Source organism: Nocardiopsis sp. LDBS1602, assembly GCF_035818715.1.
GTDB lineage: Bacteria > Actinomycetota > Actinomycetes > Streptosporangiales > Streptosporangiaceae > Nocardiopsis > Nocardiopsis alba.
This window is the reverse complement of record NZ_JAYLVW010000003.1, coordinates 40860-60229: the sequence shown is the minus strand read 5'-3', so window position 1 is coordinate 60229 and position 19370 is coordinate 40860. Positions and strand designations below refer to the sequence as shown.

Sequence of the window (19370 nt, the reverse complement as noted above, 5' to 3'; positions counted from 1 at the left end):
CGGAACTCGTCCATCGTCACTTCCATGAACCGTTGAGTCGTCATGTCGACCTGTCCATCGGTCGACGACGAGCGGAGCGCACGGCGGATCACGGCAGTCCGCGCGCACAGAGACTCTCCCACCGAGGGATCGCGCGGTGCGCGGTTCAGGGTCGTCCTCACACTGCCGAGAGCGGGACGACACGAGGGAAGGGTCTCGGCTCGATCCTATGTGTGAGGCGCCCCCGGGTTTCACGTGAAACACCTCCCCGGACCGATCGAGCGCATACGAAAGGGGCGGTGTTCCACGTGAAACACCGCCCCCGACGCTCGAAGAGCGGACGTCAGTCCGCCGGGTGGACCACCACGTAGCGGTTGGGCTCCTCGCCCTCCGACTCGCTGCGCAGGCCGGCCGCGGCGACCGCGTCGTGAACGACCTTGCGCTCGAAGGGGGTCATCGGCTCCAACTCGCGGGCCTCGCCGGTCTCCTTGACCTTGTTCGCCGCTTCGGTCCCGGTCTGGAAGAGCACCTTGCGGCGCCCCTCCCGGTACCCGCCGATGTCCAGCATCAGACGGCTGCGCTCGCCCGTGGCGCGGTGGACCGCCAGCCGGGTCAGCTCCTGGAGGGCCTCCAGGACCTCGCCGTCCTCGCCGATGAGCTCGTCCAGGGTGGCACCGACGACGGAGACCATCGCCCGGTCGCCCTCGACGTCCATGTCGATGTCGCCGTCGAAGTCCGCGATGTCGAGGAGACCCTCGATGTAGTCCGCGGCGATGTCACCCTCGTTCTCCAGGGCCTCGACGTCGATTCCGGCCTCAGGTGCCTCAGCCACCGCTACTCCACCGCTCTCTTCCGCGCTACTTCCCACAGCGATCCCGTCTCCTCGTATCCGTCAAGTCCCTGACCGCCGTACGCCTCAGGGGCATTGTCGCCTGCGCACTCGCAAGTCACCGCCGTCGACACGAAGCGGATTCGACCCTACTTGGACCCACCGCCGCGCTTGGAACGCGACTGCTTCTTCGGCTGCCTGCGTTCGATCTTAGGCTGTTCCTGCGGCTCCGGCGTGGTTTCGGAGCTCTTCTTGCGACCCAACATCCCCTTGGCCGGCCCCTTGGAGGGGGTGCCCTTGGCGGAGGCGTCGGACTCGCCCGGAAGCGGCTGGTTCCGGTAGAGGAAGTGCTGCTGCACCATCGTCCAGATGTTGGAGGTGACCCAGTAGACGAGGACACCGATCGGCATCATGAGACCGAAGAGCCCGAAGAGGGGCGCCATGTACATCATGATCTTCTGGGTCTGCATCATCGGGTTGTCAGGCTGCTGCGCCATGCTGCGCTTGATGCTCTGACGCATGGTCAGGAACGTCGTCGTTCCCATGACCACACACGCGATCGCGATGACGATCTTCGCCATGATCGGGTCGGTGGCGCCCAGGGCCCGAAGCTCTTCGGGCGAGGTGTTGAACTGGGCCGCGATCGGAGCGTGGAAGATCAGCGCCTCACGCGCGCTGTCGGCCAGCTCCTGGGTGAAGCCGAACTGCACCTTGCCCTCGGCGACGCTGCGCAGCACGCTGAACAGAGCGAAGAAGACCGGCATCTGGAGCAGCAGCGGGAGGCAACCCATGATCGGGTTGGTGCCGCTCTCCTGATAGAGCTTCATCGACTCCCGCTGGAGTCGCTCCTTGTCGTGCTTGTAGCGCTCCCGAAGCTTCATGATCTTCGGCTGCACTTCCTGCATCTTGCGCTGCGTGTTCATCTGCTTGACGAACAGCGGCACCATCAGCAGACGCATCAGGCAGGTCAGCAGCACGATGGACAGGCCCCACGCCCACCCGCTGTCGGGGTTCAGGCCAACGATGGTCAGACCCGAGTGGATCCAGACCAACACGTGGCCGATGATGTTGTAAAGCCAGTCCAGCACCGGCCAACTCCTCGGTGATTCGGTTCAGCTACTGGTCCCCGGAAGCGGTGCCGGTGGACCCGGTTCCGCCCGTAGACTCCTCGGACTCCTCGTTCCGGCGCCCCCTGGGCGGCGGAACCGGATCAAGACCCCCCGGATGGAAGGGGTGGCAACGGGCGATGCGCCTGACGGCGAGCCACCACCCGTACAGCGCGCCGTGCACGCGGAGCGCCTCGACGGCGTACGCGCTGCACGAAGGATAGAAGCGGCAGACCGGGGGGAAGAGCGGGCTGATGAAACGTTGGTAGCCGCGGATCGGCAGGATCAGCAACCGCGCGAACGCCGTCGGTCTGTGCTCGGTCATCGGCTCGTCCACCGTTCTGCGCCCTCGTCGGGGCGGCGGTTCCCGTCTGTTCCGCTCTTCGTCGCCTCGGTCGGCGCGGGTTCGTCTCCCCCGCGTCCGCGTCGGCGTCGCGAGGCCCCACGGGGTCGTCGGGCCGCGGCGATCGCGCTGTCGAGTTGTACAGCCAGTTCCTCCTGCCGCAGATGCGCGGCGGAGGGTCGGGCACGTACTACCAGCAGGCTACCGTTTGGCAGAAACTCCGATCGAGCGCGCATCAGGTGACGCAGTCTGCGCTGGACGCGCTTGCGCACCACCGCTCCCCCGACCGCCTTGCTCACGACGAAACCGATACGTGGCGGGTCGGCGGCGTCGGTCTCCTTCTTCGGAGCGAGATAGACCACGCCCAGGGCGTCACGCGAGGCGCGCCTGCCCGAACGCATGACCGATCCGAACTCGGAGCTGTGACGCATCCGATTCCGCGGCGACAACATCGGCGTTCCTCCGGGAGCGGAAGGTGGCACGGCCGGACGCCTCGACCGACGCCGTCATGCCACGACAAAGGGACCGGCCGGCGAGAAGGCCGGACGGTCCCAGTGAAGACTTGAGGCTGCGCGTGGCCTAGTGGCTCACGGTCAGCGCGGCGCGTCCCTTACGACGACGCGAGGCGATGATGGCGCGACCGGCGCGCGTACGCATGCGCAGCCGGAAGCCGTGGACCTTCGCGCGACGCCGGTTGTTCGGCTGAAACGTACGCTTGCTCACTACTGGCTCCAGGGGCGTGTCAGGAAAGTACTACGACAGACCCCCAGGATATGCGGGGCCTTACAGTGCGTACGCCGTCGCCGCGACATCGTGATCTCACGAGCGCAGGCAGAATCCTCGGCATAAGCATAAAGAAGATACGACCTGGTCGGGTCGGGGTCAAATCAGACCGCTGCGTGGGCCTCCGGGCGGGGGCCGGGCGGTGGTGGAGACCACTGCGCGCGCTCACTCCGACGGCCTGTGGACAACCCGCCCGGTCGGCGTGTGAGACTTCCACAGAAGGTGGGGTCTGTGGATAACCTCAACCTGTGGATAACTCGCCTCCGAAGCTGTCCACAGCCTCCCCGCCGTCGAACAGAAACGCTATAAACCCCTTCTGAACAGGGGATTGTGGATAACCTCCCACTGTGCACAGACTCCTGACATCCTGTGGATAAACCTGTGCACAACCTGTGGACAACCCCGGGAACCTGTGGAAACCCGGGGGACCTCGCCGCCCCCGCGACACGCGGGCGGTGGAGTTCTCCACAGGGTGGTTCCGGCCCGAGAGTCCGGATCCGTACCTCCATCCCTGCCCCGACACCTCCCTCAGGGGAGGACAATGGGAGTGACGGACCTCCCGGGGTCCGACACCGAGACACGCAGCACCTATCTCCCCCGTCCCCTCACCGCCTCCGAAACCCACCCGAACAGATCCGCACCGAAGGGACAGCAACCATGGCAGGTCACCTTGGCTGACGCACAGGTCAACCTCGCAATGGTCTGGTCGAGCGTGTTGGACGGGATCGACAACGACGCCCTCCCCGCACACCAGCGCGCCTGGCTGCCGCAGACCCGTCCGCTGGGCCTGATCGAGGACACCGCGCTGATCGCGGCGCCCAACGAGTTCACGAAGAAGGTCCTCGAAAGCCGGCTCCACCCGGCGATCAGCAAGGCTCTCTCCGCCCACCTGGGACGGGAGATCCGTGTGGCGGTGACGGTGGATCCCACCGCCGTCCCCACCCCTCCCCCGACCCCGTCGCCCTATGGCGGGCCCCGAGAGCCCGTGCCCGGGCCGTTCTCCCCCGGGCGGGACCAGGGCCCGGCCCTGCCCGACCACGCGCCGCCGGTCTCCGAACCGCGCCCCTCCCCCGCCCGGCCCTCCTTCCAGGAGCCGCGCGGTCAGCACGCGCGCCCGGCGAGCCCTCCCGCGCCGCCCGCCCCCGAGCGAGGCCCGGTCCCCGCCGACCTGCTCGGCCCCGAGGGGGCGCACGGGACCCAGGAGCCGCTCCCCACCGCGGGCGGATCCGCGGAACCGTGGCCCGAGGCACCCGCGCCGGAGACCCCGGCCGAGGCGCCCGGACTCCAGGAGACGCCGCCGGAGACCCCCGCGTCCTGGGGGGCGGCCGGAGGATGGCCCACCCAGGAGGAACTCTGGCGACAGCAGGGGTGGGGCGAGGCCGACTGGGACCGCCCCAACCGCTGGGAGACCCCGGCGCCCGAGGCCGCCGAGACACCCGAGGTCGGCGCGGTGGCCCCGAACGAGGTCGAGGACGCGAAGACCGCGGAGGAGGAGCCCCCGGAGTCGGCGAGGCCCGCCGCCGAGGCCCCCTCCCCCACCGCGCCGCCCGGGCGCTCTCCGGAGATCCCGCCGGGCGATCACGCGCGGCTGAACCCGAAGTACACCTTCGACACCTTCGTCATCGGCTCCAGCAACCGGTTCGCCCACGCGGCCTCCGTCGCCGCGGCCGAGGCCCCGGCCAAGGCGTACAACCCGCTGTTCATCCACGGCGGTTCCGGTCTGGGCAAGACCCACCTGTTGCACGCCATCGGCCACTACACGCACCGGCTGTACGAAGGCTCGCGGGTCCGCTACGTCAGCTCGGAGGAGTTCACCAACGAGTTCATCAACTCGATCCGGGACGGTAAGGCGGACGGGTTCCGCCGCCGCTACCGGGACATCGACGTGCTCCTGGTGGACGACATCCAGTTCCTGGAGAACAAGGAGCAGACGCAGGAGGAGTTCTTCCACACCTTCAACACGCTCCACAACTCCGACAAGCAGATCGTCATCTCCAGCGACCGGCCTCCCAAGCAGCTCACCACGCTGGAGGACCGCATGCGCAGTCGGTTCGAGTGGGGTCTGCTCACCGACGTCCAGCCGCCCGAGCTGGAGACCCGCATCGCCATCCTGCGTAAGAAGGCGGCCCAGGAGGGCCTGGCGGCACCGCCCGAGGTGCTGGAGTTCATCGCCAGCAAGATCTCGACCAACATCCGCGAGTTGGAGGGCGCCCTGATCAGGGTGACCGCCTTCGCCAGCCTCAATCGGCAGTCGGTCGACCTGGACCTCACCGGCCAGGTCCTGCGCGACCTGGTGCCCAACAGCGAGGTCCCCGAGATCACGGCGAGCACGATCATGTCCCAGACGGCCGCCTACTTCGGGCTGAGCCTGGAGGACCTGTGCGGGACCTCCCGTTCCCGGGTGCTGGTGACGGCCCGTCAGATCGCGATGTACCTGTGCCGGGAGCTGACCGACCTCTCCCTGCCCAAGATCGGCCAGCAGTTCGGTCGGGACCACACCACCGTCATGCACGCCGACCGCAAGGTACGGGCGCTGATGGCGGAGCGCCGCTCGATCTACAACCAGGTCCACGAGCTCACCAGTCGGATCAAGGACCAACCGACGCTCACCTGACCGTCCCGGTCGGGGACGACGCGCGAGAGGAGGAGGGGCACCGTGCGGTGCCCCTCCTCCTCTCTTCTCTCCCGCTCTCCGTCGCCCACGTGTGGACGAGTCGCCTCGTCGCTCCGTCCACAAGTCGACACGTCCACATCCCCCGGAACGGGGCCCTCGCTCCTCCGAGAGCCCCGTTCCGCCGTCCACAGCCCCTCCGCCCCGAGGAGGGAGACGTTGTCCACAGGTTCCGCGTCCCTCCGTCGTCCGAACCCTCCGGGGTCCGCCCACGGAGAGTTATCCACAGGCTTGTGCGAGGTTTCCTCCCCTCTCGGGGGATAGGAGAGTGTCGTCGCCGGGTGCTACCGTCCGTGCCCGACACGTATGGTTCGCCCCTGCTCCTCAGGGCTTTCGGGAGGTGGAGCGACCCTTTGTCCGTGCCGGCCAGGGGGGTGCGACCACCGTGACAACGAACGTTGCTCACAAAGTTCCGGTGACCTGTGGAAAACCCTGTGCACAGACCTTTCGCCCTGATTCGAGAGGTATGCGCGAGGGTCGGGAAAAAAATTTTTGCCGCACCGGAGCCGAGTTATCCACAGCCAGGCCCCAAAATCTGTGGATAACCCTGTGGACAAGCTGTGGACAACCGCCTCGGCCCTGTGGGTAACCCGGGGTCGCCCTGTGGACAGGGGAACCCATGATCCGACCACCGCATCACCGGCTGTTGTGGAAAAGATGGGGAAAACCTGTGGATGAGACTGTGGACGGCGTGTGGAAAAACTGAGAGGCCTCTGCTCCGTCCACAGGCGGCCCGAGTTACCCACAGGGTTCTCCACAAGGCCTGTGGACAAAAATTCCTGAGCTGACCTGCGGAAACAATGGTTATCCACATTATCCACAGGCCCTACTACTACGACGCACCTACCTAAGCTCAGTTGGGGCTTCAAAGCAGCTTCGCGGAAAAACTGTGGACAACGCCTCCAGATCGAGGTGACGGCGGTCGAGTCCCGAGCCGGCAGCGACAGCGGGTGAATCCGGGTAACGTGTGTTCTCGCCCCTGTCCTTCGCCGTCCCGCTTCGGGCGGTGGTCCCACGGGCATCGAGGCGGCTCCCGCGATCGGCGCGTCCACACCCTGTTGACGGAGCCCTCGGTGGGCCCACGAGCTGCAACGTTGAGGCTATGGCCGGTCCACCGGCCTTGCGGAAAGTGAGTCGGTAAGTGAAGTTCCGGGTCGAACGCGACGTACTGTCCGACGCTGTCGCCTGGACAGCGCGCACACTCCCGACACGCCCCTCGGTACCGGTCCTGGCGGGCATCCTGCTCGACGCCTCCGAGGTCGACGGTCGTCAGCGGGTCCGCCTGTCCGGGTTCGATTACGAGGTCTCCGCCCAGGTCTCGGTCGACGTCGAGATCGAGGAGCCCGGGCAGACCCTGGTCTCCGGTCGTCTCCTCGCCGAGATCACCCGCAACCTCCCGCCGCAGACGGTGGAGATCTCCACCGACGGCCCCAAGGTCGTGGTGACCTGCGGCAGCGCGAAGTTCACCCTGAACACCATGCCGGTCGAGGACTACCCCTCCCTGCCGGAGATGCCCGGTGTCAGCGGCACCATCGGCAGCGACGTCTTCGCCGCGGCCGTCGGCCAGGTGGCCGTCGCCGCCGGACGTGACGACACGCTCCCCATGCTCACCGGCATCCGGGTCGAGATCGAGGGCGAGACCATCACGCTCGCCTCCACCGACCGCTACCGCCTGGCCGTGCGCGAACTGAGCTGGAAGCCGGAGAACCCCGAGCTGTCCGCCGTCGCCCTGGTCCCGGCCAAGACCCTGCACGACACCGCCAAGTCGCTGACCTCCGGCGCCGAGGTCTCCATCGCCCTGTCGGGCGGCGACTCCGGTGAGGGCATGATGGGCTTCGAGGGCGGCGGTCGCCGGACCACCACCCGTCTGCTGGACGGCGAGTTCCCGAAGTACCGCGCCCTGCTGCCGGACACCTTCAACACGGTGGCCGAGGTCAGCCGCTCGGAGTTCATCGAGGCGGTCAAGCGCGTCTCCCTGGTCGCCGAGCGCAACACCCCGCTGCGTCTGGCCTTCTCCCAGGGCGCCCTGGTCTTGGAGGCCGGGACCGGCGAGGACGCCCAGGCCGTGGAGACCCTGGAGGCCGAGCTGGACGGCGAGGACATCCAGATCGCCTTCAACTCCGGCTACCTGCTCGACGGGCTCGGCGCCATCGGTACCGACGTGGCCCGCCTGCACTTCACCACCTCGACCAAGCCCGCGATCCTCACCGGAAAGCCGGCCGAGGAGGGCGGCTCCCCCGAATACCGCTACCTGATCATGCCGGTGCGCCTGTCCGGTTGACGGATCCGGCGAACTCGAAGACCGGCGTCCGCCGCCCGGCCCGCGGCTCCATGCCCGGGCCGGTCGGCTTCCACGTGTCCACAGGTGCCCAAGGGAGAGCCCAAGCATGCAACTCGGAATGATCGGACTCGGCAAGATGGGCGGCAACATGGCCGCCCGCCTGCGGGAGAAGGGGCACGACGTCGTCGGCTACGACGCCTCCCCCGGTGAGCGCGACGTGGAGAGCCTGGAGGCCCTCGTCGACCGCCTTCAGACGCCCCGCGTGGTCTGGGTGATGGTCCCGGCGGGCGACCCGACCTCCGCCACCATCGACCGGCTCGGCGAGCTCCTGGCCGAGGGCGACCTGATCGTCGAGGGCGGCAACTCCCACTACGTCGACGACCGCAACCGCGCCGAGGCGCTGGCGGCCAAGGGCATCGGCTACGTCGACGCCGGGGTCAGCGGCGGTGTGTGGGGCCGCCAGAACGGTTACGGGATCATGGTCGGCGGTGGGGCCGAGAACGTGGAGCGTCTGCGCCCGGTCTTCGACTCCCTGACCCCCGACGACGGCGGTGGCTTCGTGCACGCCGGAGCGGTGGGTGCCGGCCACTTCGTGAAGATGGTCCACAACGGCATCGAGTACGGCATGATGCAGTCCTTCGCCGAGGGATACGAGCTCATGGTCGCCTCGGGCATCGTGGACGACGTCCCCGGCACCTTCGAGAGCTGGCGCGAGGGCACCGTGGTCCGCTCCTGGTTGCTCGACCTGCTCAGCAGGGCCCTGGAGGAGGACCCGGACCTGTCCGGGCTCCGTGGTTACGCCCAGGACTCCGGTGAGGGCCGCTGGACCGTCCAGGCCGCCGTCGACCTGGCCGTCCCGGCCCCGGCCATCACCGCGGCGCTCTTCGCCCGCTTCGCCTCCCGCCAGGACGACAGCCAGGCCATGAAGGTCGTCGCCGCCCTGCGCAACCAGTTCGGCGGACACGCCGTCACCAAGGCCGACGACGCCGGATCACAGAGCTGATCCCCGCGTCATGGGGCGGCCGGGCCCGACCCGGACCGCCCCTCTCCCTTTTCTCACCCTCTGTCATCGTTCTGCGCTCCCCCGCACCAGGAGGAAGGCCGGATGTACGTCTCTCACCTGCAACTGGCCGATTTCCGCACCTATGAGTCGGCTCTGCTCGAACTCGAACCCGGCGTGAGCGTGTTCGTCGGCTCCAACGGTCAGGGCAAGACCAACCTGGTCGAGGCGATCGGTTACGTCTCCACCCTGAGCAGCCATCGTGTCTCCTCCGATACCCCGCTGGTCCGTCAGGACGCCGCCCGGGCGATCGTGAGCGCCAGGGTCATGCGGGACGGTCGGGACATGCTCGTCGATCTGGAGATCAACCCGGGCCGGGCCAACCGGGCCCGGGTGAACCGAGGCGCGGCCGGGCGCCCCCGCGACGTGCTGGGGATCCTGCGCACGGTGCTCTTCGCCCCCGAGGATCTGGCCCTGGTGAAGGGTGATCCGGGAGAGCGACGCCGCTTCCTCGACGACCTCCTCGTGGCCCGTACTCCCCGGATGGCGGGGGTGCGTTCCGACTACGAGCGGGTCCTCAAACAGCGCAACGCCCTGCTCAAGTCGGCCTCCGCGCGTCTTCGTCAGCGGGCCGCCCCCGACCTGAGCACGTTGGAGGTGTGGGACGCGCATCTGGCGGAGGCCGGCGCCGAACTCCTGGCAGCCCGTCTTGCTCTGGTGGAGGAGCTGCGGCCCTTGGTGGCGGAGAACTACGCGGGGCTGACCGACTCCGGTGGGCCCGCCGTCCCCACCTACCGGAGTTCCGCGGTGGAGGAGGGGGAGGAGACCCCCTTCGACCGCCCGGCGCTGGTGGACCTCCTGCGTGGCGCCCTGGAACGGGAACGCGATCGCGAACTCCAGCGCGGGGTCGGTCTTGTGGGGCCGCACCGCGATGAACTGCACCTTCGCCTCGGTGAGCTGCCCGCGAAGGGGTATGCCAGTCAGGGGGAGTCCTGGTCGTACGCGCTGGCCTTCAAGCTGTCGGCGTTCGATCTGCTCAGGGCGGAGGGGGACGATCCGGTCCTGATCCTGGACGACGTGTTCGCCGAGCTCGACGCCGAGCGGCGACGTCGTCTGGCGGAACGGGTCGGCGACGCCGAGCAGGTCCTGGTGACCGCCGCGGTCGGCGAGGACATCCCCGGGGAGTTGGACGGCGTGAGATACGGGGTGCGTCGGGGGGTGGTCGAGCGTGAATGAGCGTCATCCACAGCCTGTGGATCCGATGGCGGGACGGGGAACGTTCGGAGGCGGTGGCGACCGACACCGTCCACAACCTGTGGACGGGTCGGCGGTCTCGGGGGAGGCGGTGGTCCCCACCGTGCCGCACGCCTCGGGGGCCGATCTGGCCCGGCAGGCCCTGGCCCGCGCCAGGGCCGAGGCCCGTGAACGAGGGGCGGTCCCCAGAGGCACCTCGCGCCCGCGCGCGCGTGGCCGATTGCGGTCACGGAACGAGCCCCAACTCTTCGGAGACGCGGTCCGCACCTGGCTGATCGAACACGGTTGGCAGGAACAGGTGGCCATCGGCGGGGTCTTCGGCCGGTGGAGCGACATCGTCGGCGAGTTCAACGCCGAACATCTGCGACCGGAGAGCTATTCGGAAGGTGAATTGGTCGTGGTGGCCGATTCGCCGACCATGGCGGCCCATGCGCGAGCGATGGTGCGTGATCTCATGCGCCGGCTCAACGAGGAGTTGGGGGACGGGACCGTCGTCTCCATCAAGGTGAAGGGGCCCGGTTCCCGTCGTCGCTGAACGCGTCGGGAGCGGGGTGGTTCGTCCGAGACCGCCATGAACAGGGGCTTTACGGCCTGTTCGGGAGGATCGAGCGGTCCGGTCGTTCCGGGCGACCCCACGAGGACCGGACCTCACCCTTCGGGCGGGAACGGGCGAAGGGGCGCGCAAGGGCACTGAACCGCGCCGGGAGTTGCGAGAAGGCCCTCCCGCGTGTAGGGGCTCGGCTCCCTCCCTGATCGTTCGTTCTCGGGCGGCACAGCGCCGCCAATGCCACTTTGTCGTACCGCGCGAGGTATCATGGAGAAGGTTCTTCAGACGCCTGTAGCCGGTACCACGCCCCCATGTAGAGGGTGGGCGGGCGGCCCGTGCGGCGAACGGTGATCTCCCAGGTGCTGCGATGTACGTCGCCCCTCCGATCGCCCTGTCGTGGGTTGACCGTTGTCCGCTCGGCCGCGGCCGACAGGCGTCCCCAGCAGGAGGGTGTTCCCACTTGGCCTACGACGCAGGATCAATCACGGTTCTCGAGGGGCTTGAGGCAGTACGCAAGCGCCCGGGTATGTACATCGGCTCCACCGGCGAGCGCGGTCTGCACCACCTGGTGTACGAGGTGGTCGACAACTCGGTCGACGAGGCCCTGGCGGGCCACGCCGACGCCATCGAGGTGACCTTGCTGGCCGACGGCGGCCTCAGGGTGACCGACAACGGGCGCGGTATCCCGGTCGGTATCCACCCCGTGGAGCAGCGTCCGGCCGTGGAGGTCGTCCTCACCACGCTGCACGCGGGCGGAAAGTTCGACGGAAAGTCCTACGCGGTCTCCGGCGGTCTGCACGGCGTCGGTATCTCCGTCGTCAACGCGCTGTCCACGGCCCTGGACGTGGAGATCCGTCAGCAGGGGCACGTCTGGCGTCAGCACTACGAGATGACCGCCCCCACGGGCGAGCTCGTCAAGGGCGAGGCGACCGACGAGACCGGTACCCAGATCACCTTCTGGGCCGACGGCGACATCTTCGAGACGACCACGTTCTCGTTCGAGACCCTCGCCCGCCGGATGCAGGAGATGGCCTTCCTCAACAAGGGGCTGTCCATCACCATTCGGGACGAGCGTCCCGAGCACACCGACGACGGCCCGGTGGTCAACACCTTCCACTACGAGGAGGGTCTGTCGGACTACGTCCGACACATCAACAACAAGAAGGAACCCGCCCACGCCTCGATCATCTCCTTCGAGGAGGAGGGCGAGGGCATCGCGGTCGAGATCGCGATGCAGTGGAACCAGTCGTACACCTCGTCGGTCCACACCTTCGCCAACACCATCAACACGGCCGAGGGCGGCACCCACGAGGAGGGTTTCCGCTCCGCGCTCACGACCCTGGTCAACCGGTACGCCCGTGACCAGCGGCTGCTGCGCGACAAGGACGACAACCTCACCGGCGACGACATCCGCGAGGGTCTGACCGCGATCATCTCGGTCAAGCTCGCCGACCCGCAGTTCGAGGGTCAGACCAAGACGAAGCTCGGCAACACCGAGGCCAAGTCCTTCGTCCAGAAGGTCACCAACGAGCACCTGCGCGACTGGTTCGAGCGCAACCCGGGCGAGGCCAAGGACATCGTCTCCAAGGCCAGCCAGGCGGCCCGCGCCCGCGTCGCGGCGCGCCAGGCCCGCGATCTGACCCGCCGCAAGACCCTCCTGGAGACCACCTCCCTCCCGGGCAAGCTGTCGGACTGCCAGTCCACGGACCCGGAGGAGTGCGAGGTCTACATCGTCGAGGGTGACTCCGCGGGCGGCTCCGCCAAGGGCGGTCGTAACCCGCACAACCAGGCCATCCTGCCCATCCGAGGCAAGATCCTGAACGTGGAGAAGGCCCGCATCGACCGGATCCTCAAGAACCAGGAGGTCCAGGCGATCATCACCGCCCTGGGCACCGGTATCCACGAGGATTTCGACGCGGAGAAGCTCCGGTACCACAAGATCATCCTCATGGCCGACGCCGACGTCGACGGTCAGCACATCCGCACCCTGCTGCTCACCCTGCTGTTCCGCTTCATGAAGCCGCTGGTCGAGGCCGGTAACGTCTACCTGGCCGCGCCGCCGCTGTACAAGATCAAGTGGGACCAGAAGGGCAACGACGCGAGTTACGCCTTCTCCGACGCCGAGCGCGACCAGGTCATCGAGGCCGGCATCGCCGCCGGCAAGAAGGACCCGCGCCCGCGCGACATGGTCCAGCGCTTCAAGGGTCTGGGCGAGATGAACGCCAACGAGCTGTGGGACACCACGATGGACCCCGACCGCCGTGTCCTGCTCCAGGTCACCCTGGAGGACGCGGCCCAGGCCGACGAGATGTTCAGCGTGCTCATGGGCGAGGACGTCGAGTCCCGGCGTTCCTTCATCCAGCGCAACGCCAAGGACGTCCGTTTCCTGGACATCTAGGGAATCCCGCTCTCACCCGCTCAAGCCAGCCTAGAAGGGATCGACATCCGTGACGGATGCGAACAACCCCGACGCCCCTGAGGGCGGCGACTCCCAGGTGGAGTCCCTGCCGCGCGTGACGGACCGGGTCGAACCGGTCGACATCCAGGTCGAGATGCAGCGCAGCTACCTCGACTACGCGATGTCCGTCATCGTCGGCCGCGCCCTCCCCGACGTCCGAGACGGCCTCAAGCCCGTCCACCAGCGTGTGCTGTACGCGATGTACGACGGCGGCTACCGGCCCGACCGCGGCTACTTCAAGTGCGCCCGCGTCGTCGGCGACGTGATGGGCAACTACCACCCGCACGGTGACAGTGCGATCTACGACACCCTGGTCCGCCTGGCCCAGTGGTGGTCGATGCGGATGCCGCTGGTCGACCCGAACGGCAACTTCGGCTCTCCGGGCAACGACCCGGCGGCCGCCATGCGCTACACCGAGTGCAAGCTCGCGCCGCTGGCCATGGAGATGCTCCGGGACATCGACAAGGAGACCGTCGACTTCCGGCCCAACTACGACGGCCGCTCCGCCGAGCCCGTCGTACTGCCGGCGCGTTTCCCGAACCTGCTGGTCAACGGCTCCTCCGGGATCGCGGTCGGTATGGCGACCAACATCCCGCCGCACAACCTGCGCGAGGTCGCCGACGGCGTCAACTGGTACCTGGACCACCCCGAGGTCGACGACGAGCAGCTGCTCGACGAGCTCATCGCCCGGGTCAAGGGCCCCGACTTCCCCACCCGCGGACTCATCGTGGGCAAGCGCGGGATCGAGGAGGCCTACCGGACCGGCCGCGGCTCCATCACCATGCGCGCCGTCGTCGAGGTCGAGGAGGACGGCCGGGGCCGGCAGACCCTGGTCATCACCGAGCTGCCCTACCAGGTCAACCCGGACAACCTCGCGCTGAAGATCGCCGACCTGGTCAAGGACGGCAAGATCACCGGCATCGCCGACGTGCGCGACGAGAGCAGCGGCCGTACCGGTCAGCGTCTGGTCATCGTGCTCAAGCGCGACGCCGTGGCCAAGGTCGTGCTGAACAACCTGTACAAGCACACCCAGCTCCAGGAGACCTTCGGTGCCAACATGCTGGCCCTGGTCGACGGGGTGCCGCGCACCCTGCGCCTGGACCAGCTCATCCGGCACTGGGTCAAGCACCAGGTCGAGGTCATCGTCCGCCGGACGAAGTACCTCCTGCGCAAGGCCGAGGAGCGGGCGCACATCCTGCGCGCCCTGCTGCGGGCCATGGACCGCATCGACGAGGTCATCGCCCTCATCCGCTCCAGCGCGTCGGCCGACGAGGCCCGCACCGGACTGATGGGGCTCCTGGAGATCGACGACATCCAGGCCCGCGCCATCCTCGACATGCAGCTCCGCAAGCTCGCGGCGCTGGAGCGCAACCAGCTCACCGCCGAGTACGACGAGCTCATGACGCTCATCGCCGACTACAACGACATCCTCGCCTCGGACGAGCGCCAGCGCTCCATCATCCGCGAGGAGCTCGGCGAGATCGTCGAGAAGTACGGCGACGAGCGGCGCACGCACATCATCCCCTTCGAGGGCGACATGCGCATGGAGGACTTCATCGCCGAGGAGGACGTGGTCGTCACGATCTCCCGCGGTGGATACGCCAAGCGCACCCGCATCGACAACTACCGGGCGCAGAAGCGCGGTGGCAAGGGCGTGCGCGGGGCCCAGCTCAAGCAGGACGACATCGTCCAGCACTTCTTCGTCACCACCACCCACCACTGGATCCTGTGCTTCACCAACCAGGGACGGGTGTACCGGACGAAGGCCTACGAGCTGCCGGAGGCCGCACGTGACGCGCGCGGCCAGCACGTGGCCAACCTGCTGCCCTTCCAGCCGGGCGAGGAGATCGCGCAGATCATGGCCCTGCGCGACTACGAGGCCGCCCCCTACCTGGTGCTGGCCACCCGGGAGGGCCTGGTCAAGAAGTCGCGTCTGGAGGACTTCGACTCCGCGCGTTCGGCGGGCATCATCGCGATCAACCTGCGCGAGGACGACGAGCTGATCGCCGCCCGACTGGTCTTCCCCGAGGACGACCTGCTGCTGATCTCCAGCGACGCCCAGGCGATCCGCTTCTCCGCCTCCGACGAGTCGCTGCGTCCGATGGGTCGCGCCACCAGCGGTGTGATCGGCATGCGCTTCCTGGAGGGCGACTACCTGCTCTCCATGGACGTCATCCGGCCCGGTGACGGTTCGACCGACGTTCTGGTCGCCACCGAGAACGGCTACGCCAAGCGCACCCCGTCCGAGCAGTACCCGACCCAGAACCGGGGCGGCAAGGGCGTCCTGACCGCCAAGGTCGTGGAGGCCCGGGGCAAGCTGGTCGGCGCCCTCATGGTGGACCCGGAGGTCGACGAGATCTTCGCGATCACCTCCGCGGGCGGGGTCATCCGCACCGGGGCCGCCGAGGTGAAGCAGTCCGGCCGTACCACCATGGGCGTCCGGCTGATGAACCTCGACAAGGGCAACAAGATCGTCGCCGTCGCCGCCAACGCCGAAGCGGCGGAGGACGCCGAGGAGATCGACGACACGGAGGGTCCGCTCGACACGGGCGATCAAGAGGTCGCGGGTGAAGGCAACCAGGAGGCCTAGACTGCGCGTTAAGCGCAGTACGTCCCGTGGGGTGCGTTTCGGCGCCCCCACGGGGCACACGGACCGATCCGTCTCAACGAAAGTCCACCGGTAACGTTTCTATGTCTGAGAATCAGCCGAACGCCAGCAGCAAAGATTCCGACGCGGCGGGTGTCGCCGGGGACTCGGACGTGGAGACTGCGGACTCGACCGCTGCGGACTCCACCGAGCCTGCCGGTGAGAAGGAGGCAGAGGGCACCGACACGGTGACCGAGGCCGAACCCGCTCCCGCGACCCCCGGCGCCGTCAAGGCGACGCTGGCGAGTCGTAAGGCCCACCTGACGGTCTCCCGCGTGGAGCCCTGGTCGGTCATGAAGTTCAGCTTCGTGGTCTCCCTCGTGTGCTTCATCATCCTGTTCGTCGCGGTCGCGGTGATCTACGCGACCCTGTCGATGCTGGGTGTGTTCGACGAGCTGACCAACATGATCAACGCCCTCCTGGAGGGGGACGGAGGAGACGACGAGCTGGGCCTGAACCCGGCCGCCTGGTTCTCCCCCGGCCGTGTCCTGGGCTACACCGGTGTGATCGGCGCGCTCAACGTCGTGCTGATCACCGCCCTGTCCACGGTGGGCGCGATGGTCTACAACCTGGTCTCCGACCTGGTCGGCGGGGTCGACGTGACCCTGTCCGAGGCCGAGTAGGACCACACGGCCTCCTTCGGGCCCGGACCCTTCGCGGGGCCGGGCCCGACCTCTTTCCCGGACCGTCCCGAGCACTGTCGGGAACCGGCTAAAATGGGAGGTGAAGAGGGACGCGGGAGACCCGTGTCCCCTCTCTCGCGCCAGGAGGTCGCCGGTTCGCCCCGGTCCCCCGGATGCGGTAGAGTTCCTGACGGAACGAGGGCGTATAGCTCAGTCGGTTAGAGCGCATCCCTGATAAGGATGAGGCCCCAGGTTCAAGTCCTGGTACGCCCACCTCGAAGAAAAAGGCTCCCATGCGGGGGCCTTTTCTCATGTCCGGGGTCTTTCGAGGCCGCCGGTCCCAGGGGCCCGCCGAGCGGATCGGTGGGCCCTCGTCGTATTCCGCGACGGAGGGGGTTGTCATTAGAGTAGACCGGTCGTATAGTCCTGTTGTCGGCACACGGCGGACACCGAGATCCTCGAAAGGGCGGACATCATGGGACGCATCAAGGTCGGCACGGAGAACAGCACCGACATCGAACTGCACTACGAGGACAAGGGGGCCGGGCGGCCGGTCCTCCTCATCCACGGCTACCCCCTGAGCGGCGACTCCTGGGAGGGGCAGATCCCGGCCCTGCTGGACGCCGGCCACCGGGTCATCACCTATGACCGGCGCGGCTTCGGTAGGTCCGACAAGCCCTCCATCGGCTACGACTACGACACGTTCGCCGCCGACCTGCACACGGTCATGGAGGCCCTCGACCTGCGCGACGCGGTCCTGGTGGGCTTCTCGATGGGCACCGGCGAGGTCGCCCGCTACCTGTCCACCTATGGCTCCGACCGGGTCGCCAAGGCCGTCTTCCTCGCCTCGCTCGAGCCGTACCTGGCCATCACCGACGACAACCCCGACGGCGCCGCTCCGCCCTCCTTCTTCGAAGGTGTCTCCGAGGCGGTGAAGAAGGACCGCTACGCCTTCTTCACCGGCTTCTACGCGGACTTCTTCGACCTCGACGAGAACCTGGGCACCCGGGTGAGCGAGGAGGCCGTGCGCAACGCCTGGAACGTGGCGGCCGGCGCGGGTCCGATCGCCTCGGCCGCCGCGCCGCTGACCTGGCCCACCGATTTCCGGGCGGACATCCCCCGGATCGACGTGCCCGCCCTGATCGTGCACGGTACGGCCGACCGGACCCTGCCCATCGACGCCACCGGGCGCCGCTTCGCCGAGGCCCTGCCCGCCGCCGAGTACGTCGAGATCGAGGGTGCTCCGCACGGGCTGCTCACCACCCACACGGCCGAGGTCAACGAGATCCTCTTGGACTTCCTGGGCCGATGACGCGGCGGGTCGCCCGGGTCGACGCTCGGACTCGCTTAGACGACTGGTCTAATGAGCGATAGGGTGAGATCGTGACAGTCAACCAGGGCGACACGCGTCGCAGCATCCTCGACGCCGCGCAGCGGATCATGTCCCGTAAGGGGTTCGCCGCGGTGGGCATCAACGAGGTCCTCTCCGCGGCCGGGGTGCCGAAGGGGTCGTTCTACCACTACTTCGGTTCCAAGGACGCTTTCGGCGAGGCGATGATGAAGGCCTACTTCGCCGACTACCTGGCGGACATGGACCGCGTCCTCGGCGAGCCGGGTACGACCTCGGCGGAGCGACTGATGAACTACTGGCGGAACTGGCGCGAGTCGCAGAGCGTCGACAAGTGCCAGGGCGGGTGTCTGGCCGTGAAGCTCGGCGCCGAGGTCGCCGACCTGTCGGAGTCGATGCGGATCGCCCTCAAGGAGGGCACCACCGCCATCATCGACCGCCTGGAGCGGACGATCGCGGACGGCCTGGAGGACGGCTCGATCGTCGTGGACGGTGCCCCGCGCGACACCGCGCAGGTCCTGTACGACATGTGGCTCGGCGCGAGCGTCATGGCCAAGATCCACCGTGACATCGGCCCGCTGGACACCACGACGCGGGTCACCCGTCGACTCTTGAACCTGTAGGACCCGGGGCGGGCCCGCCCCGGGACGCTCATCACCCGTGATCACCCGACCGGTCGCCGTTCTGTCTGCTTTGAGACGACCGGTCTACTTAAACAAGGAGTCATCATGAAGGTCCTCATCGTCCTCACCTCGCACGACCGACTCGGCGACACCGGCCGCGAGACCGGCTTCTGGCTGGAGGAACTCGCCGCCCCCTACTACCGCTTCAAGGACTCCGGAGCCGACCCCGTCATCGCCTCGCCCAAGGGCGGCAGGCCGCCGCTGGACCCCAAGAGCAACGAGCCCGACTTCCGGACCGACGAGACCCGCCGGTTCGAGGACGACCCCGAGGCCATGGCCGCCCTCGAGCACTCCGTCCGGCTCGACACCGTCTCCGTCGACGACTTCGACGCGGTCTTCTACGCCGGCGGCCACGGCCCCCTCTGGGACCTGGCCGAGGACCCCGACTCCATCCGGCTCATCGAGACCACCTCGCGCGCCGGCAAGCCCCTCGCCCTGGTCTGCCACGCCCCCGGCGTGCTGCGCCACGCCGTCGACCCCGACGGCGCCCCCTTGGTAGAGGGACGCCGGGTCACCGGCTTCACCAACGGGGAGGAGGAGGCCGTCGGCCTGACCGAGGTCGTCCCCTTCCTGGTCGAGGACGAACTGAAGCGGCTCGGAGCCGACTACTCCAAGATCGGTGACTGGCTGCCCTACGTCCTCACCGACGGACTGCTCGTCACCGGCCAGAACCCGGCCTCCTCCGGTCCGGCCGCCGACGCGCTCCTCGCCCTCATCGCCGAAACCGGCGAGGGCCGCGTGTAGCGGCGTCACGGGCGCACCCGTACGGCCCCGGCCCTCGACGGCCGGGGCCGTGCCCATGGCGATCGGACCTTGGG

The 19370-nt window shown here is 68.2% G+C and carries 15 protein-coding genes, 1 tRNA gene and 1 pseudogene; 12 read left to right on the top strand and 5 right to left on the bottom strand.

Going from position 1 to position 19370, the window contains the following annotated elements; translation table 11 throughout:
- Positions 1 to 322 precede the first annotated feature (322 nt).
- The 5 genes from U9J66_RS12345 to rpmH form a co-directional block, all read right to left on the bottom strand.
- Positions 323 to 811, bottom strand: a complete 489-nt coding sequence (locus U9J66_RS12345) for a Jag family protein (RefSeq protein WP_014910891.1) — start codon at positions 809 to 811, stop codon at positions 323 to 325.
- 146 nt (positions 812 to 957) lie between these two features.
- The gene (gene yidC, locus U9J66_RS12340; RefSeq protein ID WP_014908764.1) at positions 958 to 1896 is read right to left on the bottom strand and encodes a membrane protein insertase YidC; all 939 of its coding nucleotides are present in this window, start codon (positions 1894 to 1896) and stop codon (positions 958 to 960) included.
- 28 nt (positions 1897 to 1924) lie between these two features.
- The gene (gene yidD / locus U9J66_RS12335) at positions 1925 to 2239 is read right to left on the bottom strand and encodes a membrane protein insertion efficiency factor YidD (protein ID WP_014909391.1); all 315 of its coding nucleotides are present in this window, start codon (positions 2237 to 2239) and stop codon (positions 1925 to 1927) included.
- Complete coding sequence (gene rnpA, locus U9J66_RS12330) at positions 2236 to 2709, bottom strand: ribonuclease P protein component (protein WP_014911370.1); 474 nt, start codon at positions 2707 to 2709, stop codon at positions 2236 to 2238. The genes yidD and rnpA overlap by 4 nt, the downstream gene beginning before the upstream one ends.
- Positions 2710 to 2836: 127 nt before the next feature.
- Positions 2837 to 2980: a 50S ribosomal protein L34 gene (gene rpmH / locus U9J66_RS12325; protein WP_014909187.1), complete on the bottom strand. Its 144-nt coding sequence runs from the start codon at positions 2978 to 2980 to the stop codon at positions 2837 to 2839.
- 757 nt (positions 2981 to 3737) lie between these two features.
- On the opposite strand from rpmH, the gene dnaA reads away from it, so the two are divergent.
- From dnaA to U9J66_RS12265, 12 genes and pseudogenes are all read left to right on the top strand, one after another.
- Positions 3738 to 5654, top strand: coding sequence for a chromosomal replication initiator protein DnaA (gene dnaA, locus U9J66_RS12320; protein WP_442789856.1), 1917 nt, complete (start codon positions 3738 to 3740; stop codon positions 5652 to 5654).
- 1198 nt (positions 5655 to 6852) lie between these two features.
- Entirely contained in the window at positions 6853 to 7992 is a 1140-nt protein-coding gene (gene dnaN / locus U9J66_RS12315; RefSeq protein ID WP_014912073.1) for a DNA polymerase III subunit beta, read from the top strand.
- Between the two features lie 94 nt (positions 7993 to 8086).
- Positions 8087 to 8995, top strand: a pseudogene (gene gnd, locus U9J66_RS12310) (phosphogluconate dehydrogenase (NAD(+)-dependent, decarboxylating)); the annotation flags it as partial.
- Positions 8996 to 9097: 102 nt separating this feature from the next.
- Positions 9098 to 10228 carry a DNA replication/repair protein RecF gene (gene recF / locus U9J66_RS12305; RefSeq protein WP_326337728.1) on the top strand — a complete coding sequence of 377 codons (1131 nt, stop codon included), beginning with the start codon at positions 9098 to 9100 and terminating at the stop codon, positions 10226 to 10228.
- A 25-nt stretch (positions 10229 to 10253) separates the two neighbouring features.
- A complete protein-coding gene (locus tag U9J66_RS12300) occupies positions 10254 to 10781 on the top strand; it encodes a DUF721 domain-containing protein (RefSeq protein WP_017536091.1) in 528 nt (175 codons plus the stop codon).
- A 472-nt stretch (positions 10782 to 11253) separates the two neighbouring features.
- Positions 11254 to 13191: a DNA topoisomerase (ATP-hydrolyzing) subunit B gene (gene gyrB / locus U9J66_RS12295; protein WP_081536485.1), complete on the top strand. Its 1938-nt coding sequence runs from the start codon at positions 11254 to 11256 to the stop codon at positions 13189 to 13191.
- A gap of 49 nt (positions 13192 to 13240) precedes the next feature.
- Positions 13241 to 15841 carry a DNA gyrase subunit A gene (gyrA, locus tag U9J66_RS12290; protein ID WP_017536092.1) on the top strand — a complete coding sequence of 867 codons (2601 nt, stop codon included), beginning with the start codon at positions 13241 to 13243 and terminating at the stop codon, positions 15839 to 15841.
- 101 nt (positions 15842 to 15942) lie between these two features.
- Positions 15943 to 16521 carry a DUF3566 domain-containing protein gene (locus tag U9J66_RS12285; protein ID WP_026125284.1) on the top strand — a complete coding sequence of 193 codons (579 nt, stop codon included), beginning with the start codon at positions 15943 to 15945 and terminating at the stop codon, positions 16519 to 16521.
- Positions 16522 to 16720: 199 nt separating this feature from the next.
- Positions 16721 to 16794: transfer RNA gene (locus tag U9J66_RS12280), tRNA-Ile, on the top strand.
- A gap of 202 nt (positions 16795 to 16996) precedes the next feature.
- Positions 16997 to 17833 carry an alpha/beta fold hydrolase gene (locus U9J66_RS12275; RefSeq protein WP_326337726.1) on the top strand — a complete coding sequence of 279 codons (837 nt, stop codon included), beginning with the start codon at positions 16997 to 16999 and terminating at the stop codon, positions 17831 to 17833.
- 71 nt (positions 17834 to 17904) lie between these two features.
- A complete protein-coding gene (locus U9J66_RS12270; protein ID WP_326337725.1) occupies positions 17905 to 18492 on the top strand; it encodes a TetR/AcrR family transcriptional regulator in 588 nt (195 codons plus the stop codon).
- A 105-nt stretch (positions 18493 to 18597) separates the two neighbouring features.
- Positions 18598 to 19296 (top strand): type 1 glutamine amidotransferase domain-containing protein, encoded by a 699-nt coding sequence (locus U9J66_RS12265; protein WP_017536096.1) that lies wholly within the window; start codon positions 18598 to 18600, stop codon positions 19294 to 19296.
- Positions 19297 to 19370 lie beyond the last annotated feature (74 nt).

What these genes read in the sequence shown, in the direction of transcription:
- yidD (WP_014909391.1), bottom strand. Translation starts at nt 2,239, where the DNA reads ATGACCGAGCACAGACCGACGGCGTTCGCGCGGTTGCTGATCCTGCCG.
- rnpA (WP_014911370.1), bottom strand. Translation starts at nt 2,709, where the DNA reads ATGTTGTCGCCGCGGAATCGGATGCGTCACAGCTCCGAGTTCGGATCG.
- dnaA (WP_442789856.1), top strand. Translation starts at nt 3,738, where the DNA reads ATGGTCTGGTCGAGCGTGTTGGACGGGATCGACAACGACGCCCTCCCC.
- recF (WP_326337728.1), top strand. Translation starts at nt 9,098, where the DNA reads ATGTACGTCTCTCACCTGCAACTGGCCGATTTCCGCACCTATGAGTCG.
- U9J66_RS12300 (WP_017536091.1), top strand. Translation starts at nt 10,254, where the DNA reads ATGGCGGGACGGGGAACGTTCGGAGGCGGTGGCGACCGACACCGTCCA.
- U9J66_RS12285 (WP_026125284.1), top strand. Translation starts at nt 15,943, where the DNA reads ATGTCTGAGAATCAGCCGAACGCCAGCAGCAAAGATTCCGACGCGGCG.
- U9J66_RS12275 (WP_326337726.1), top strand. Translation starts at nt 16,997, where the DNA reads ATGGGACGCATCAAGGTCGGCACGGAGAACAGCACCGACATCGAACTG.
- U9J66_RS12265 (WP_017536096.1), top strand. Translation starts at nt 18,598, where the DNA reads ATGAAGGTCCTCATCGTCCTCACCTCGCACGACCGACTCGGCGACACC.